This window comes from Vibrio sp. 1288 (assembly GCF_033344475.1).
Genome location: NZ_JAWPOX010000009.1, coordinates 85,702 through 103,326, shown reverse-complemented (window position 1 = coordinate 103,326; position 17,625 = coordinate 85,702). Strand labels below are relative to the sequence as shown.

Below are 17,625 nucleotides of genomic sequence, written 5' to 3'. Positions count from 1 at the left end.
GCGCACAAATTCGAGTTTTACGCCTTGTTACGATAGAATCGCACGCTTTAAATTTTTATGTTAGGAACCAAGGCAAACTATGAACCATAACCGTATTGTATGCTTCGATTTAGAAATGTGTTGCTGGAACGAAAATGGCGTCGGCAGCACGGGTGAAATTATCGAAGTGGGGTTAGCTGAAATAGATTTGTCTAAAGGTGAGATAGTCAAGCGTGCTCAATACTACGTGAAACCAGAACACGATGAAGTGTCTCTGTTTTGCGCTGAGTTAACGGGCATCACACCACGTAAGATTGAAAAACAAGGACGCCCACTAGAAGAAGTGCTTAAATCCATGGTTAAGAACTTCGGTGGTCGCAACAAAATCTTTGCATCTTGGGGGCGAGATGACCTCATTCTTCTAGAAGAGTGTAAGCAAAAAGGTATTGAAGCACCGTTCACAGAGTTCATCAACTTAGCGACACTCTACCGTATTCAAAATCGTCTTAAAGATAGACGTATAGGCCATCGAGCCGCTCAAGAAGCAAAAGGAATAGACTGGGAAGGGCGTCAACACTCTGGCTATGTAGATGCATACAACTTAGCTAAGCTTGCTTTGACCATGTTTTAGTTATTCGAACCTAGCTAGCTTGTAATTAAATAATCATCCAACCATTGTTGTTTTGTCATGCAGTCTGTTTAGTGTGGAAAGAGCTAAACACATACCTTGACCAGTATTTTAATAACAATGTCGTTGGCTTATTGAAAAACGCGCAGAGTGCGCGTTTTTTTATGGCTACAGAAGCGATATCTGTTGTCATTCTAGGGGTAGCTTAGAGTTAGCCAGCGACTTATATACTCATCTCGTCACTTTACTGAGACTGTAACTTCGCTCGAATGAACTCGCTGTGATCAACATAGAGTAGCTCTGCTGTTTTACGGATCACCGCGTCTTCTAGCGGGTCAATTTCGCCGTCTGCGTAAGCGACTTCCCACATGCTTTTGATTAAGTTGTAACGAGTTTCTTGAGTCAGTTCTCTTAGTTGAGAGGTAAAGTCGTACAGCGAAGCGGAATCTTTTATTTTCTGTTGCGCTTGCTCTAACAAAGTATTTGATTCTTCTTCATTTAACGAAAGCAGTTTCATCAATAAAGAGCGCTTTGTTTCTTGTTCTCTATCATCGACACTATGGTCTGCGCCAGAAACTTCACAAAGCAAACACGCGATAGCCATGTTAGGGGAAAGTGTGTTGGTTTGGCTTAAATCAGAGCCATCAATGAGTTGTTTAAATAATGATGTGAGAGAATTAAACATAATGAACACCGAGCTATTGTTTATTTGGTTAACATGGTAATAAATACGGAAGATCTCAAGGTGCGATACCAAATTTAGCACGCCGTTGACATTTAAGAACGGCCACTTTCTCCCCAAAAAAACTAAACTCCTGAGTTAGTTCAAGGTGACTTGCCTCTTACAAAGGGCAAGTCATTTTGGGATTGATACTCAGCTTTCAGCACGTGTCGGTGGAAAATGAACTTCGTCACCATCACTCGTCAGAATACTAATTTGACTTGGTTTGCCTTCATCATCAAGGCGTAGCTCACCAATGGCACTATGGTTAACCAAGCGATAAAAGTTGTGCGTACTTGGTGCGCGTTTGTAAATCTTGAGTCGTTTACGTTTTGTGAACCAGTTTAAAGGTGAGCGAGGGCTGTATAGCAGTCTATCTAGGCCATCACAAATATTGAGCAGTTGTGTAGGGAACTGATTTTTAATTCCACTACAGGTGATTTGATAGATATTCGGACTGTTTTTTCGATAGCGGAGCTTAATATCGTATGCAAAAGAGTAGTGTACGTCGCCAGAGAGAATAACAAAGTTAGTTGGTGTCTTTGTGTGTGTGAAAATACTAATAAGAGTATTCGCACTTCCGGGGTGAGCCATCCAGTTTTCAGCATCAACCATCAATGGTTTACCAAGCATGGTCACCACACGTTGTAGTGCTTCGATAAATTTCACACCAAACATTGGCGCGGCAGAAACAATAACAACTTTGTCTTGGTGCACGAGTTCTTGGTGGAACTCAATCATCGCTTCCCAGTCCATTAAGCCAGAAGGTTTGTTCATTTTAGACTCAGAACGCCAGCGTCTGGTTCGTGTATCTAGCACGACAACTTTTGGTGTCGTAGGAATGGTGTAGTGCCAATTCTCAAAGCGATACAAATATTGAATAAATGCATCTTGGGTTTGCGAGGTTCGCTCATCGATAAAGCGTTGAGCGAGGCTCATAAATTCATCATTGAATTTTTCTGGCGCATTTCCCCAACCTTGGCAAACCCAGTAAGCAATCAAGCTATTACCGATAATGCGTTTTGCAAACGTGTTGCTGTATGCGGCTTGTTCCCAGCCTATGGTGAGATTCCAATCGTCGGTGACATCGTGATCATCAAAAATCATATAGGTTGGAATGTGAGCGAGTAAGCGTTGAACCTTGTCCAGACCTGCGACGAATTTATCAATTTGTTTTTTTTCTTCGCGCCATTGCTGCTGCCATTTGGGTTCAAGAACTTCTCCGCCGACAGTAAATTCGTTTTCTAATAAACGATCCGTTCGAACAAGCTTCCACAAGGCCGGAGACCAAACCAATAAGTACATTGCAAAGCACTCAGCAAAGCTTATTAGGTGATTCTCACACTCTTTGGCGCTGAATATTGGTGTCCCTCGGTGTGGAAAAAACTTACTTAGTAAACTGTCATCACTCACATAATGAGGCAACAATTTATCTCGACCATAATAGCAAGCAGGGTGTTGGTAGAGCTCATTGGTATTTTTTATCGGAGCTTGATCGAATTCTTCGCCTGGCAAACCCAATAAAGCTATGACTTGCTCAATGGCATCGAGAGTGGGGCCTGCAACATGGTCTGCATAGATTTGATCACCACTCATGATGAGCATATCCGGTCTTTCTTCAATGGATTGAGACGCGATTTTATGATCCGCAGCGACCAATGTATCATCACTGAAGTGATGGGGATTACGGCAAGAGCCATGTAAGAGATAATCCGCTTTTTCACTAACGAGGAACTCAATACCCAAGTTTGGCGTATTATCTCGCTCATAAGTTAGGTGAGGGAGCAGTTCCGTCACTAAGCCATATTGCGTTTTTATTTGATAGCGTAACGCTTGATGGGTTGGAAACTCGCCTTCTAATTTAAGTAAGCAACACCACGCATTGAGGCCGATTTGAAGCTGTTCTTTTTGTTCACTTAAAGGGGCTTGATAAAGGATGGAGGCATTTTCATCCGTAATTTGCACCATACCCTCCAAGCGTTGGGTGGTGACTAGCCAAATATTGATTTCAGTTGCGGTCACTTTACGTAGGATCGGACCTGCAACGACAAGAGGAAGTGAAGAAATTTCAGTCGTGTTCATCAATGCTGGCAAAACGGCTCCTTATGTGTCAGCTTCTTCTTCTAATATTTCGATAACTTGCGAGCTACTAAGTTCATGTCCCATAAGGAACAAACCAAGCATCGCATCGGCTTTTGACGCGTTATCACTGTCTTCATCCAAAATTTGCTGAAGCCGAGTTCTAATTAGGTCGATTTCGTGTTCGACGAAGCCACGCCCTTCTTCGTCACCTTGACCATCTTCTGGTGCATTATCAAAGTGCAAAAACAACATGTCACCATCGAGTTGAGTCCCTATCAACCTCTCTGGCAGCCATGCTTCTCCCATCACAATGTCTGGGTCTGTATCTGCGGGTAAATGATTCAAGGTAGAGATGAGTTCTGATGCTTTCACTTTTTACTTCATTATGTTTGATTTAGAACTAAGCTAGAGTTTAAGCGCTTGTTGTGATGGTAAAATATTCGCAAACAAGCTCACCTAGTCGTGCAATATTAATATGATCTTGGGACTCAAACTGTCACGAGGATGACAACATTTGCCATTGTAACGGCTATCATCAGCAGAACATAAGCTTTTAATGGCAAATCATTGATGTTTGCCTGCTTCTCAACCAACATTTTTCGAACTCATGAAGAGATTAATTCTAACAACACTCGCTTTACCTTTAGCTGCGGCAGTTTCTTCTGCGCATGGTTCAGAAGAACAAACGTGGGGGATTGCTGCGATGTATCGCACAGCATCGATTCCGTTTTATACCGCCGATAATGACTCTACGGTGAGTACATTTGTACCAATGATGTTCTTTGAAAACCAACATGTGTATATCAATGGCATTGAAGGTGGCGCTTTTTTGTATAACGAGAGTGATTCCGACTGGCGCGCGAGCGCACTCATGCGATTGAGATTTGTCGATATTCCCATGTCGCTACAAAATGCTAATGAAGGGGACAGAGTCGATTTCGGTGGGCAAGTGCGTTATAGCATTAACGACAATTGGCGCGCAGAAGTAGAGTTGATGACGGACGACGAACTCCAGTTTCACTCTAATTACCGCCTTGCTGCCAATTATGTATTTGGTGATTGGGAATTAGAGCCATCGATTACGATTCGATACAAAGACGCTGATTTCAATAGTGAATACTATTCCTTTAAGGATATTACTGGCGAGAGAATTGGAGCTGGACTTGACACCAATCTTGGTATTAAAGCTCGTTACCATGTAACTTCAAATTTGTATTTATTGGGTGAGACGAGTGTTACTCGCTTAGATGATAACGCCTACAACAGTCAGCTTGTAGAAGATCGATATCAGGGAGAAGTGTTTGTCGGTTTTGGCTTTTTCAACGATAAAAGCAAAGCTCCGAAACCGACACTGAGCAATAAAGCATATCTACGTATTGCGCATGGTTGGGCGACGCCTTCGAACATCGGTGAAATATTTAGCTTTGAGAGAGAAAAAGACCCATACGACAATCAACTTACTTCATTGTTTTATGGGCATCCATTAACGGATGAGCTGTTTGGTTTTCCTCTTGATATTTATTTAACGCCAGGGTTGGTTCATCACTGGTCGTCCAGTGTTCAGTCTGCGAGCACAGAATACGTCATGGCGATTAAGGCTTATTGTACGGTTAATTGGCCTACGACTTGGCGATTTGGTGTAGCGGAAGGTGTGTCATACATTGATAGCATTACCTATATTGAAGGCACAGAAATGGAAGACAAGGGTTATACACCAAGCAAGTTGCTCAACTACTTAGATTTCTCGTTTGATGTCAATGTAGGCGATCTCTTCAACCAAAAGAGCTGGAACAATATGTGGGTGGGCTATTCATTGCATCACCGCTCGGCGATTTTTGAAAGCGCTTCCCAGTTTGGGCGAATTAAAGGTGGGAGTAACTACAATACTATTTATTTCCAGTTCGAGTTTTAGCGCATCGCGAGATGCATATAAGTCGGATTTGCAACTGACTTATTTATCGCCCATTATGAGTAATGATGAATAATACTATGCTGCTTTCAACGAGAAATTTCGTATATCGTGCCAGAGTTAAGGCTGTTTGTGATGCATCTGATGAATCGGATGGGATGAGCACCATGAGTATCGACTCCTCATTCAATCTTCAAATTGAAGCGATAAATTGTACCAACGCTGAATTTGCCAAACGCTTTTTTGCCATTCACGGAGAAGGGCACTTGGAGGGCGATGAATGGTTGGTGTTGTACGTCAACTCTCTTGACGTTAAGGCGGGAGACAATATAGAAATCCGTAGCGATGTCGCGTTTAATGCGATGATCGAGAATATGATAAGCGAAGCTGAGCGGTCTTTAGAAAAAGTCTACCTCGATGCAATACGCAACTTGGAGAAAGTGAATCGTTTTTGACGATGTAAGAGACCCTATAAATACGATCAAGGCATCAGGATCCAAAAAGGGATTGGCGCGAACCAATCCCTTTTGTATTCTGGTTTATTCTAACTTACGCCATTGTTGCAAGTTGGCTTTGCGCTTCTGAAATGCCTTTTTCAGCCGCATCTTCACCCATGTTTAGCGCTTCTGCGTAAACAAATTCCACATCAGTGATTCCTACAAAACCCAGCACAGTGCGTAGGTATGGCGTAACGTTGTCAGTTGGTGAATCTTTATGAATACCACCACGAGTCGTTACTACAATCGCCTTTTTACCTTCAATCAAACCTTGAACGCCGTTTTCTGTGTATTTGAATGTCACGCCTGCACGAGCAATCAAATCAATCCAGTTTTTAAGCTGAGTCGGGATGGTGAAGTTGTACATTGGAGCGGCAATAACCAAAGTGTCTGCGGCCTTTACTTCTTCAATAAGGGTGTCAGACAAGTCGACCACCGCTTGCTGTTCTTGTGAAAGATCTTCCGTAGCGCGCAGTGCAGTCGCAACGGCGAAGTCCAAAACAGGTAGCGGGTTTGCAGCCAAATCACGAACAGTAAGCTTGTCTTGGTCTACATTTTTGATGAAGTCTTCAACCAATTTGTTTGATTGAGAGTAATCGCCAAGGATGCTTGATTTTAGAGCTAGTACACGAGACATAATGGTTATTCCTTAAATAAGTGCTTTCGACTATGGGAGCCATTATAAGCAACGTAAGTGAGTTCAAAAGCCTAGCGATTCGCTGAACATGTTCGAAAAAATTGAATGAGCTTTCGGTTATCTTGTTACAGATCTTGTGTGATACAATCCGCGCAGTTTTTGTAATGAAAAGAATAGGAAACGCTTTGACTTCGTCACAGCCCCCAAAAAAGAATCTAGCTGAAGAGCAAGCGACACCGTCAAATGGTGCGCAAAAAGCGACAGCGAAACAAGCTCAAACACCTCAGGCTCAAGTGAATAGTGCTGCATCTCTGCGTAAAGCGCTGAATCAGTGCATGATGCGCGACCGTTTCCGCTTGAGTAAACGTATTTCTGGTGCAAGCAAAATTAAGAAGGACGCAGCGCGTAATGCTGTGTTCGACGAAATCGCATTAGACATCGCAAAATCCATGATGGTTGCAGAGCAGCGCAGCAACTACAAACCAACGATTGAGTACCCAGAAATCCTGCCTGTAAGCCAAAAACGTGACGATATTGCGAAAGCGATCGAAGAAAACCAAGTGGTTATCGTCGCGGGTGAAACCGGTTCTGGTAAAACCACTCAGCTACCAAAAATCTGTGCTGAGCTTGGTCGCGGTAAATTTGGTCTGATTGGTCATACTCAGCCTCGTCGTCTTGCAGCGCGTTCGGTTGCTAACCGTATTGCCGAAGAGATGGAAACCAAGCTTGGTGAGTTTGTTGGTTACAAGGTTCGATTCAACGATCAGATCTCTGAAAATACCCAAATCAAATTGATGACGGATGGTATCTTGTTGGCTGAAATTCAGCATGACCGTTTCTTGAATCAATACGACACCATCATTATCGATGAAGCGCACGAGCGCAGCCTTAACATCGATTTCATCTTGGGTTACTTGAAAGAGTTGCTGCCACGTCGTCCTGATTTGAAAGTGATCATCACGTCGGCAACCATCGACCCAGAACGCTTCTCAAAACACTTCAACAATGCACCAATCATTGAAGTATCGGGTCGTACTTACCCAGTAGAAACACGTTACCGCCCACTAAGCGGTGATGACGACAATGATCGTGACCAGCTTGAAGGCATCTTCGAAGCGGTAGATGAACTGTGCGATGAAGGTTTAGGTGACATCCTGATTTTCATGAACGGTGAACGTGAAATCCGTGATACCGCAGATGCATTGTCCAAACGTAATCTGAAGAGCACGGAAATTGTGCCGCTTTACGCGCGTTTGTCGGCAGGTGAGCAGAATAAGATTTTCCAACCTCATACTGGTCGCCGAATTGTACTGGCAACCAACGTGGCAGAAACCTCGCTAACTGTTCCGGGCATTAAGTACGTTATCGACCCAGGTACGGCGCGTATCAGTCGATACAGTTACCGTACTAAGGTTCAGCGTCTTCCAATCGAGCCAGTTTCTCAGGCGAGTGCGAACCAGCGTAAAGGTCGTTGTGGTCGTGTGGAAGAGGGTATCTGTATTCGTCTGTACTCAGAGGAAGATTTTGAGTCACGCCCAGAGTTTACTGATCCTGAAATCCTACGTACCAATCTAGCGTCGGTTATCTTGCAAATGACGGCACTTGGTTTGGGTGATATTCAAGCGTTTCCGTTTGTGGAAGCACCGGATAAACGTAACATCCAAGACGGCGTGCGTTTGCTGGAAGAGCTTGGTGCGATTAACTCTGAGGTAAAAGATCCGAAAAAACGCCTGACTTCCATTGGTCGCCAATTAGCGCGTTTGCCAATCGATCCGCGCTTGGCGCGTATGGTATTGGAAGCGCCAAAATATGGTGCGCTTAAAGAAGTGATGATCATCGCAGCTGCCTTGTCGATTCAAGATCCACGCGAACGTCCTTCAGACAAACAACAATCGTCAGACGATAAACATCGTCGCTTCTTCCATGAAGAGTCGGACTTCCTGACATTTGTGAATTTGTGGGAATACATCCAAAAGCAGCAAAAAGCCTTGTCTAGCAATCAGTTCCGCAAACAGTGTAAGCAAGACTATTTGAACTACTTGCGCGTTCGCGAGTGGCAAGATGTGTACTTCCAAATTCATCAGTCGATGCGTGAGATGGAATTCAAGCTTAACGATGAGCCCGCTTCTTACCATGGCGTACACAGTGCCATTTTGGTTGGTTTGCTGTCGCACATCGGCATGAAAGACCAAGAAAAGAATGAATATCAAGGCGCGCGTAATGCTCGTTTCCATATCTTCCCTGCATCAGGTCTATTCAAGAAACAGCCTAAGTGGATCATGTCTGCTGAGTTGGTGGAAACCTCAAAACTTTGGGGTCGTATCATCGCAAAGATTCAGCCAGAATGGATTGAGCCGTTAGCTAAACACCTTATTAAACGCAGTTACAGCGAACCACATTGGTCGAAGAAACGCGCTGCGGTGATGGCGCACGAAAAAGTGATGCTTTACGGCGTACCAATCGTACCGAAACGCTTGGTCAACTACGGCAGTATCGATTCGACCGTAAGTCGCGAAATCTTCATTCGTAGTGCATTGGTTGAGGGTGAATGGGAAACCAAACACGCGTTCTTTAAGCAAAACCGTAAGCTTCTGCAAGAAGTGGAAGAGCTTGAGCATAAATCTCGTCGTCGAGACATCTTAGTGGATGATGATGAGCTGTTTGATTTCTATGACCAACGCGTTGGCACCGAAGTGGTTTCTGGTAAGCATTTCGATACGTGGTGGAAAAAGGCATCTAAAGAAAATCCGGAACTGCTGAACTTTGAAAAAGAGATGCTGTTCAAGGGTGATGCTAGCCATGTGACCGATTTGGATTACCCGAACTTCTGGCATCAAAATGGTTTGAAGCTCAAATTGAGTTACCAATTTGAACCAGGCGATGATAGTGACGGTGTCACAGTGCATTTGCCGTTGCCGATTTTAAACCAAGTTGAACCAGCGGGCTTTGATTGGCAAATCCCTGGTTTGCGCCATGAGCTTGTGGTCAGCTTGATTAAATCGTTGCCAAAGACAATTCGTAAGAACTTTGTGCCTGCGCCAAACTATGCCGATGCATTCTTAGCACGCGTCACGCCAATGGAAGCGCCGCTGCTAGATTCATTAGAGAAAGAGTTGCGACGCATGACGGGCGTAGAGGTACTGCGTGAAGACTGGAACTTGGAACAAGTACCTGAGCACTTGAAAGTCACGTTCCGTGCGGTTGATCATCGAAATCGTAAACTGAAGGAACATAAAGACCTTCATGAACTGAAAGAAAGTTTGAAAGACAAAGTTCAAGAAACGCTTTCCAAAGTTGCGGATGACGATATCGAACAGCAAGGTCTGCATACGTGGAGTTTTGGCGAATTGCCGAAAGTGTATCAACAAAAACGTGGCGGCTACGATGTAAAAGCGTATCCGGCGCTTGTTGATACCAAAGACAGCGTTGAAATCAAACTCTACGAAACGGAGTACGAGCAGATAACGGCAATGCGTGCTGGTCAGCGTCGTTTGATTTTGTTGAATGTGCCGTCTCCAATTAAATATTTGCACGCTAACTTACCGAACAAATCGAAGTTGGGGTTGTATTTTAACCCTTACGGCAAAGTGCTTGATCTGATAGATGACTGCATTGCCTGCGGTGTCGATAAGCTTATTGAAGAGCAGGGTGGTTTAGTTTGGGAGCCAGAGAAGTTCGAAGCGTTGAAAGAACACGTTCGTGCTGAATTGGGTGACACCGTTGTAGAGATCGCTCAACAGGTTGAGACTATTCTGACCACGGCGTTTAGCATCAATAAGAAGCTAAAAGGCAAGATCGACTTCACAATGGCGTTTGCTCTGTCCGATATCAAAGCACAAATTGAAGGCTTGATCTTCAAAGGCTTTGCAACGGAATGTGGCTGGAAGCGCTTGCCGGATATTCTTCGCTACATGCGCGCGATAGAGCGCCGTATGGAGAAGTTGCCTATCGATCCAAACAAAGATCGTTTACATATGCTGAAGATTGAATCTGTGACTCAAGACTATAAAGAGTTGCTGAACAAGATCCCGAAAGGTGTGGCTATTCCTGAAAATGTAAAAGAAGTGCGTTGGATGATTGAAGAACTTCGCGTGAGTTACTTTGCTCAACAATTAGGCACTCCTTATCCTGTTTCTGATAAACGAGTCAAAAACGCGATTGATGCTTGCTAATCAACCAGTAAAATAGTGTCAGATTTGTAATTATCGCTTAAGAAGTTGCTGGTACACTAATTGCTGGTAACTCAATAAGCATTATTTTTTAGTTCCGGGAGGCAATAGTTCGCCTCCCTTTATCTGTAGTACCAACGACTGAGTTATGCAGGCGTGGGAATAATAAAGAGTAAAGGTAGATGATGAAAAAAACTCTATTAGCAGTGGCGCTACTTGGCGCATCTTCTGCGGCAATGGCGGATTCTTGGATTTACGGTGGTGCAACAGTAGGTCAGTCTGACTACAAAGGTGAGACGGACACATCATACTCTGTTCACGTTGGTACAGGCATTCTACCTATCATTGGTGTTGAAGCTGGTGTAACACAGCACGGTGAGTTCAACGTAAATGGTCAAGACACTAAGCTAACTTCTTACTACGCAGCACTTAAGCCAAGTATCGACTTCGGTCCGCTACACGTGTACGCAAAAGGTGGTTTCCATCAGTGGGACAAAAAAGTGAAAGGCGGCAAAGACGATGACGATTTGGACCTAATGTACGGTGTGGGTGCTGAGTACTTCATTTTTGGCCCAATGTCTGTTGGTGCTAGCTACATGAACTACACTGCTGGTAAAGACGATATCAGCACGTTCTCTGTTAACGCAACACTACATTTCCTATAAGCGTCAAGCTTTCTAACACCATATGAAACACACCGGCTTTATGCCGGTGTTTTTTTGTCTGGAAGTCACAAAACAAAAGTTGAACATAAATTATTCACTTTTAGAGTCTTAAAATGCCTATGCTTTCCAATATATAGTGGCGATTAAATGCGCATATTTGCGTAATGTTTCGCTTAGGAATCGATCAGGAAGGGATAGTATGAAAAAAACACTCTCGTTATTCGCTCTAACGTTGTGCTCAACATCAGCTATGGCTGACTCTTGGATTTACGCTGGTGGCCAAATTGGTCAGTCCGATATCGACAGCGAAAATGATACAACTTATGGTATTCATGTCGGTACTGGTATTTTGCCGTTCATTGGCATTGAAGCAGGCTACTTTAACCACGGCAAAGTGGATTTATCTTTGAGTGGCAGCAGGGGTAGTGCTGATTTTGATTCATTCTATTTAGCGGCGAAACCTAGTATCGACTTCGGCCCGTTACACGTTTACGCAAAAGGCGGCATCAATGCATTCAACGTTGATTATGACGGTGGACTGAGAAACTTAGACAAAGATGATGGCGTCTCTTACATGTATGGTGTTGGTGCCGAATACTTCTTGCTTGACAATGTGTCTGTGGGCGCGAGTTATCAAGCGTTTGGCGTGGATATTGAAGGCGATAGCGATACCGTTAGCAGCGTAACAGGGAACATCACCTTCCATTTCTTATAACGCTCGCTGGATGAAAGGTTTGCTGATTTGGTTTCGTCGTTAATTGTGAAACCAAATCAGCGCAGGTCTTCTCTATTTGCGCAGTGACTGGCTATGAACTTAAGTATTTCTTGTGTCTTTTCTAGTCTACAACCTACGACAAAGTCAATCGTTAGACCTCATAATTTTTGTGTTGATATTATTTCCCCTTCATCTGTCTCGAATTGAGCTTAAAATGCAATAAATCACGACTTTTTGCAAAAATATGTGATTACTGCTAAAATTCGTCCCGCTTTAAAACTTTAGAGTTCAAATTAATGGAGGGCGGTATTGGAGTTCTTCTCACCTGAGGGGCGTTTCAAATTCACGTTAAATTTGTATTTATGGATAATGCATTTAAAAAATATAGTATTGATACAACCGATTATCAGGTTGGACAGGATAACGTTCAAAAGTGGGGATTCGATATACATAACCCGGTTTTTGGCATTAGTGCGGGGCTCGTTGTTTTCTGTCTGATTTCACTTCTTCTTGTTGAGCCAACCACTGCTCGAGACGTATTAAACGGTCTAAAAAACGGAATTATCGAACAGTTTGATGCGTTCTTTATGTGGTCGACAAACTTCTTCTTATTGTTCGCCGTTGCTCTTCTTTTTTCTCCGCTAGGTAAAATCCGCTTAGGAGGCAAAGAAGCAACGCCGGATCACTCAACCGTTTCTTGGTTGTCGATGCTTTTCGCCGCGGGTATGGGTATTGGTCTTCTGTTCTGGAGTGTGGCTGAGCCGACCGCGTATTTCACTGATTGGTGGGGAATGCCACTTAACGCAGTACCATACACCGAAGAAGCAAAATCCCTCGCGATGGGTGCCACTATGTTCCACTGGGGTGTACATGGTTGGAGTATTTACGCACTCGTTGCACTAGCATTAGCGTTTTTTGCCTTTAACAAAGGTTTACCACTTTCATTGCGCGCGGCGTTCTATCCAATTTTTGGTGACCGTGCATGGGGTTGGTTAGGTCACGTTATTGATATCCTTGCCGTTTTGTCGACGCTATTTGGTCTTGCAACGTCGCTAGGTCTAGGTGCTCAGCAGGCGACCAGTGGTATTAACCATGTCTTTGGTCTAGAAGGCGGCATTGGTACACAAATGATTGTGATCACCTTCGTTACCTTTATCGCGGTGCTATCAGTGATTCGTGGTATTGATGGTGGTGTTAAGCTACTGAGTAACGTCAATATGGTGGTTGCGTTTGCGCTGCTTATTTTCATTACCTTCATCACGTTTGATACGGCGTGGAGCTCGCTACGCGACACAACAATGGCTTACATTGAAAATATTATTCCATTGAGTAACCCTCACGGTCGTGAAGATGAAACTTGGATGCACGGCTGGACGGTATTCTACTGGGCTTGGTGGGTATCTTGGTCACCGTTTGTTGGTATGTTTATCGCGCGTGTGTCTAAAGGTCGTACGGTTCGAGAATTCTTATTCGCAGTCATCGTTATTCCTACAGTTGTTACTTTGATTTGGATGTCTGTGTTTGGTGGTATCGCGCTTGACCAAGTGGTGAATAAAGTTGGTGAGCTAGGTGCAAATGGCCTAACTGATATTTCATTGACTCTGTTCCATGTTTACGATGCGCTTCCGTATAGCTCAGTGATTTCAATGCTTTCTATCGTGCTGATTCTGGTATTCTTTATTACATCGTCAGACTCTGGCTCGCTGGTTATCGATAGTATTACCGCCGGTGGTAAGATTGATGCACCAGTACCGCAACGCATTTTCTGGGCGTGTATTGAAGGTGCAATTGCAGCCGTAATGCTTTGGGTTGGTGGTAAAGAAGCCCTGCAAGCATTGCAATCAGGTGTTGTTGCAACAGGATTACCGTTTACTTTTGTTCTGCTGTTGATGTGCGTAAGTTTGGTGAAAGGGTTAAGAACAGAACTGCCAGCTTACAAATAAATACAACACGATCCATGATTGAGTTTAAATGCCGAGCCTAATGTGCTCGGCATTTTTTATTTCTACTTTTCTTTTCCAATAATTTCGTTACAGTTTAGGCTTATTCCCACCTCATTAAACTGCATTATGTCACTGGCTAAACTCATTCTTATTCGTGGACTTCCGGGTTCAGGTAAAACAACCTTAGCAAAACAACTAGCGATAGAGCTTGGTGCTAAGCATTTTGAAGCTGACATGTATTTTGAAAATGATGAAGGTGATTATCACTTTGAACCAGTTCAATTACCTCAAGCGCATGAGTGGTGTTTTCAGCAAACTAGAAAGTGGTTGAACAAAGGGAGAGTCGTGATTGTGAGCAATACGTTTGTTCGACATTGGGAGATGAAGCGTTACATGGACTACTGCATGAAGAAGCGCATCGAGGTGGAAATTAAAGTGTGCCACGGAGCGTATCAAAGCATTCATGATGTACCACCAGCGACGATAGAAAAGATGCGACGCCAGTGGCAAGAATGACCGTTACCAGAACCGGAAGTTATTGACCTCGTCCGTCAATCATCACAACGAATGTTTTGCTCATGATTGAAAGGTCCATTGAAATCCAAGAGTAAAACGAACCTAAGCTTAGTGCGTAACTGTGGTCAAACCCAACTTTGCGTCTTACATCCTCAATGCATGCATCATAGCCTTGGTTAACCTGAGCTAAGCCTGTGATACCTGGTAACACGCCATATGTGCGCTCTACAAAATAGGGGATTTCATCTTCCAATTTCTGGTAGAAAGCTGGGCGTTCTGGGCGCGGCCCAATCATCGACATTTCACCTCTCAACACATTAAACAGTTGAGGTAGTTCATCTAAACGCGTTTTGCGTAAAAAGCGTCCTACTGGCGTGATGCGGGGATCATTTTCAGTTGCCCATACTGCGCCAGAGCGTTGCTCTGCATCAATATACATGGTGCGAAACTTCATGATTTGAAAAAGATCCATTTTTTCTGGTGTGCAGCGTCCTACTCGCAATTGGCGATAAATCACAGGGCCTTTCGATGTGGTTTTGATCGCTAGCGCGATAAATGGGAATAGTGGTGCAGTGACGACCAAAATAAGCATTGCAACCAGTACATCAAACGTTCTTTTTGCGTGGCATACATTTGAATCGTAGCGTGAGTTTTTCATGATGCTTTCCTTATTGGTTGACGCGTTTCCAACGTCCATTTTCCATTCCGAGCAAATACTTCATACCGCCGATAAAGTTGGCGAGATGACCAATGACGATGTAGCTAATCAGCTTAAAAGGTTTAATAGTGTTAAGTGCTGGCATTAAGTAAGTAATAAGCGCGATGCTGTAAATACCAACTTGTGCGAACAGCATTACTTGAAACAGCGGATTGTGTGCCAGTAGTAGTGAGCAAATAAAGCAAACAATCATCAAATAGGGTGTTGCTAAGCGCAGAACCTTTCCCGATAGAAATGCAAAGGCAGTGCCACGATAACGAGGTAGCAGTAATTTCTTTAATTGCATGAGCTGCTGCATGTTACCCGCTGAAATTCTTAGGCGTCGTTTGAAATCTGCGTCGTCTGAGCTTTGTTCGAGCTCAAGAGCCAGCATGTTTGGCTCGTAAATAGCGCTATAGCCTCGCAAAACGATTCTCATAGGGAGAATAAAGTCGTCATTAATGGTGCTGACTTCCAGTGGTTCAAATAAGTGAGTTCTGAAAGTGTAAAATGCACCGTGGGAACCAATCGTTGAACCTAACAAGGATTCTTGATGCTTTACTCGAGACTGGTATCGCCAATACGCCGCTTCACCTTGGTTATTAGTACTCATTATTTGATATGTTGCGTTAACCACTCCAACGTTCTCATTTTGATAATGCTGACTAGCTAGCAACAGAGAATCGCAAGAAATCAATGCCGACGTGTCACTCAGTGCGGTAATGTCCGAGCTAACATGACGCATTTCTTCGTTGAGTAGGGCAACTTTACCGCGATTGATTTGGTGATCATTAATAATGAACAGAGTATCAGAGCAGATTGCTTCTTGAATTGTCGCTTGAGCAATCTCGGCTGTGTTATCTGTGCAGCCATCACATGCGATCACTACTCTTAACTTATCCCTTGGGTAATCTAGGCTCGCAAGGTTACGGATCTTCTCTGCTATCCATTGTTCTTCATTGTAGGCGGGCACGATGACAGTAATAGAGGGTAGCTGGCTGTCTGTTTTGGAGGCTTTGTAAGCTCGCTCTACAAATGGTGCTTTGGTTTCGGCTTGCCGTTTTAAAGGAAGCCATTTAAGGAGCAGTGGGTACCCAACGTGATGATAGACAATCAAAAACGTGGATAAACCAAACCCTATAATCCAAAGTAAATCATTCATAGCTAGCCTCCTTGGCCAAACGTGAGTAGCGACTCACCATGTCTCTGATATCAAAGTGTTTGAGAATAAAAGTTCGAGGAGAGCGGTGTGATGATTCCAGTTGTTGTGATAACGCTTCGGCCAACGAAAACACGCGATTTGCTTCAACCAGTGTGCTGTTGTTCGGACAGAGCGTCTCTTTCACGCCGCCAACATCCGTTGCGACGCAAGGAATGTCACATGCTTGAGCCTCGAGGGTTGAGAGAGGAAAGCCCTCTTGAAGTGATGGTAAGCAAAACAAGTCTAGGCTTTGGTAAAAGCTGGGCATATCGTCCACCAAGCCTAAAAAGGTTACTCGATCTTCAAGTTTTAACGTTCTAACTTGTGCTTCCAATTGAGTTCGCTGAGAACCATCACCTGCGATTGCTAGGTGTGTGTTTGGCGTAAGATGAGAGAAGGCTTCGATAAGCACTTTATGGCCTTTAACTGCTTCTAGACGCCCGGCAACGCCAATCACGATTTTGTCGGTTGGAAGTTCAAACAAGTGTCTTGTTGCCGTTTGGTCACCGCTTTTAAACTTCTGACAGTCAATCCCGTTATGGATAGTACAAACTTTGCGATACTTTAACTTAGTCTGTATTTGATGGGCGACAAAGTTAGCATCGGCAACTACTTGCGGGCGAATCATCGTTAGCAAAAGGGACTGTAGTCGAGCTGATTTTTTGTTATTAAGGTGCCATGCGTCGTGCTCGGTATGAATCACTACAGGTACGTGCGCTAAACGTGCAGCAATACCACCATACAGAAGTGGGCCGATATGATGTGTGTGGACCACGTCAGGCTTAAGTCCTTTGAGCATGGAAGTCAGCGTACTGATGGTTTTTCCGCTGAATCCAGGTTTCTTATTAAGAAAGTGCAGTTGGCCTTGGTAGGGCAATAGTTTTTGCCAGCCTTGTAGTGCATGTTCTTTGCTTCCTTCTAAGCTCACGACAAAAACGGAATGGTTTGGCTGCGCAAAACGAAGCATTTCTAGTACGAGCGTTTCTAAACCACCAGGAGCTAAGTGTTGCACGACGTGTAATATCACTTTTTTGCTGTGCTTAGTGTTATTGTGTTTTTGTCTGAATTCCATTTTCAAACCCTCGTTGAGTTCTTTGTTTATTTAGGAGTTGCAGACTGCGTGCCAAAAAATTAATCATTTAAAAACAATAGGTTAATATTGATGCTTGTGAGACTTTATGTTTATTCTCAATTTGAGATTCATATTAGTGGACATGCTATGAGGCTGTATAAGGCAGTAGTAAAAGAAAAGCACTCGCCGACCGA

At 43.8% G+C, this 17,625-nt stretch carries 15 protein-coding genes; 8 read left to right on the top strand and 7 right to left on the bottom strand.

The features are described from left to right. The first annotated feature begins 79 nt into the window (after window positions 1–79). Window positions 80–610, top strand: coding sequence for a 3'-5' exonuclease (locus R8O11_RS09120; protein ID WP_033905248.1), 531 nt, complete (start codon window positions 80–82; stop codon window positions 608–610). 241 nt (window positions 611–851) lie between these two features. On the opposite strand, the gene R8O11_RS09115 is transcribed toward R8O11_RS09120, so the two are convergent. The 3 genes from R8O11_RS09115 to R8O11_RS09105 form a co-directional block, all read right to left on the bottom strand. Beyond that, window positions 852–1,292, bottom strand: a complete 441-nt coding sequence (locus tag R8O11_RS09115; RefSeq protein ID WP_017820644.1) for a TerB family tellurite resistance protein — start codon at window positions 1,290–1,292, stop codon at window positions 852–854. Window positions 1,293–1,481: 189 nt separating this feature from the next. Continuing rightward, window positions 1,482–3,422 carry an alkaline phosphatase D family protein gene (locus R8O11_RS09110; RefSeq protein ID WP_269334077.1) on the bottom strand — a complete coding sequence of 647 codons (1,941 nt, stop codon included), beginning with the start codon at window positions 3,420–3,422 and terminating at the stop codon, window positions 1,482–1,484. 9 nt (window positions 3,423–3,431) lie between these two features. After that, the gene (locus R8O11_RS09105; RefSeq protein WP_005377676.1) at window positions 3,432–3,782 is read right to left on the bottom strand and encodes a hypothetical protein; all 351 of its coding nucleotides are present in this window, start codon (window positions 3,780–3,782) and stop codon (window positions 3,432–3,434) included. Between the two features lie 235 nt (window positions 3,783–4,017). Between R8O11_RS09105 and R8O11_RS09100 the strand changes: the two genes are divergently transcribed. Beyond that, window positions 4,018–5,322: a MipA/OmpV family protein gene (locus tag R8O11_RS09100; RefSeq protein ID WP_161445195.1), complete on the top strand. Its 1,305-nt coding sequence runs from the start codon at window positions 4,018–4,020 to the stop codon at window positions 5,320–5,322. A 164-nt stretch (window positions 5,323–5,486) separates the two neighbouring features. Then, window positions 5,487–5,774: a hypothetical protein gene (locus R8O11_RS09095; RefSeq protein WP_005389458.1), complete on the top strand. Its 288-nt coding sequence runs from the start codon at window positions 5,487–5,489 to the stop codon at window positions 5,772–5,774. A 94-nt stretch (window positions 5,775–5,868) separates the two neighbouring features. On the opposite strand, the gene R8O11_RS09090 is transcribed toward R8O11_RS09095, so the two are convergent. Further along, window positions 5,869–6,453 carry an FMN-dependent NADH-azoreductase gene (locus R8O11_RS09090; protein WP_017634939.1) on the bottom strand — a complete coding sequence of 195 codons (585 nt, stop codon included), beginning with the start codon at window positions 6,451–6,453 and terminating at the stop codon, window positions 5,869–5,871. Window positions 6,454–6,638: 185 nt separating this feature from the next. On the opposite strand from R8O11_RS09090, the gene hrpA reads away from it, so the two are divergent. The 5 genes from hrpA to R8O11_RS09065 all read left to right on the top strand — a co-directional run bounded on the left by hrpA (window position 6,639) and on the right by R8O11_RS09065 (window position 14,461). After that, entirely contained in the window at window positions 6,639–10,625 is a 3,987-nt protein-coding gene (gene hrpA / locus R8O11_RS09085) for an ATP-dependent RNA helicase HrpA (RefSeq protein ID WP_170893799.1), read from the top strand. A 182-nt stretch (window positions 10,626–10,807) separates the two neighbouring features. After that, a complete protein-coding gene (locus R8O11_RS09080; protein WP_021033871.1) occupies window positions 10,808–11,287 on the top strand; it encodes an outer membrane beta-barrel protein in 480 nt (159 codons plus the stop codon). 199 nt (window positions 11,288–11,486) lie between these two features. Then, a complete protein-coding gene (locus R8O11_RS09075) occupies window positions 11,487–12,002 on the top strand; it encodes an outer membrane beta-barrel protein (RefSeq protein ID WP_005377661.1) in 516 nt (171 codons plus the stop codon). A gap of 362 nt (window positions 12,003–12,364) precedes the next feature. Further along, on the top strand, window positions 12,365–13,945 hold the full coding sequence (locus R8O11_RS09070; RefSeq protein ID WP_005377659.1) for a BCCT family transporter: 1,581 nt from the start codon (window positions 12,365–12,367) through the stop codon (window positions 13,943–13,945). Window positions 13,946–14,071: 126 nt separating this feature from the next. After that, window positions 14,072–14,461: an ATP-binding protein gene (locus R8O11_RS09065; protein WP_005377656.1), complete on the top strand. Its 390-nt coding sequence runs from the start codon at window positions 14,072–14,074 to the stop codon at window positions 14,459–14,461. Window positions 14,462–14,480: 19 nt separating this feature from the next. Here the strand turns inward: R8O11_RS09065 and R8O11_RS09060 are convergent, their stop codons facing one another. Genes R8O11_RS09060 through R8O11_RS09050 form a run of 3 tightly spaced genes read right to left on the bottom strand, consistent with a single transcriptional unit; the run spans window position 14,481 to window position 17,431 of the window. Next, on the bottom strand, window positions 14,481–15,119 hold the full coding sequence (locus tag R8O11_RS09060) for a sugar transferase (protein WP_005377654.1): 639 nt from the start codon (window positions 15,117–15,119) through the stop codon (window positions 14,481–14,483). Between the two features lie 10 nt (window positions 15,120–15,129). Beyond that, the gene (locus R8O11_RS09055; RefSeq protein ID WP_054574132.1) at window positions 15,130–16,320 is read right to left on the bottom strand and encodes a glycosyltransferase family 2 protein; all 1,191 of its coding nucleotides are present in this window, start codon (window positions 16,318–16,320) and stop codon (window positions 15,130–15,132) included. After that, the gene (locus R8O11_RS09050; protein WP_054579476.1) at window positions 16,313–17,431 is read right to left on the bottom strand and encodes a glycosyltransferase; all 1,119 of its coding nucleotides are present in this window, start codon (window positions 17,429–17,431) and stop codon (window positions 16,313–16,315) included. The genes R8O11_RS09055 and R8O11_RS09050 overlap by 8 nt, the downstream gene beginning before the upstream one ends. Between the last annotated feature and the right edge of the window lie 194 nt (window positions 17,432–17,625).